The sequence below is a fragment of the Aeromonas sp. QDB56 genome (assembly GCF_027705505.1).
GTDB lineage: Bacteria > Pseudomonadota > Gammaproteobacteria > Enterobacterales > Aeromonadaceae > Aeromonas > Aeromonas caviae.
In genome coordinates, this window is sequence record NZ_JAPDBZ010000324.1 from 1 (window position 1) to 612 (window position 612).

1 pseudogene is annotated in these 612 nt (G+C 53.8%); it reads right to left on the reverse strand.

What is annotated here, in order from left to right:
* Positions 1 to 549: pseudogene (locus OKB81_RS20695) on the reverse strand (IS4-like element ISAs18 family transposase); the annotation flags it as partial.
* Positions 550 to 612: the final 63 nt, after the last annotated feature.

Sequence of the window (612 nt, forward strand, 5' to 3'; positions counted from 1 at the left end):
GGCAAAGCCTAGCTCTTGTTCCAGGCGCTCGAACAGCTCCATGTAACCAAACCCACGGTCAGCGACTACCGTCACGAAGATACCTTCTGGCAGGGTCTGCTTGAGTTTGGTGAGCAGCTCTTTCTCATGGGCATTGCGTTGCCCTTTGAGCAACGATTTTCGATGGGTTTTCCACAGCAGCGGAGTACTGCGGCCATGGTTGGTTTGTAGGCTGATAACCAAGGTGCTGTGATCATCGGCATCGAATTCGGTCCAGTCCATGGATACCACGATCTCGGTGCGTTCACCGACCACATAGGGAACCCAATCGTCAAAGAGGCTCCAGACGTTGAGCTTGGTGTTAGTGAGCAGGCGGTCCACCTGTTTCACCGCATGTTTGCGCTCGAGACCATTGGCCAAGGAGAGACCATTCCCGATGGCGTGGATGGCCAGCGAACCGGATTCGATAACCCCGAGGGTTGCATTGGCCAGGGAAAGAACACGCTTGGCATGCATGTCCTGTCCAAATATCTCGTTGATGTGGTTGAGGATTAGATCGTGGTTAAACATGGCGATTATCTGTCGGGTATTAGCTGGTCAAGGATGGCGATCATACCTCAGAAGCCGCGCCAC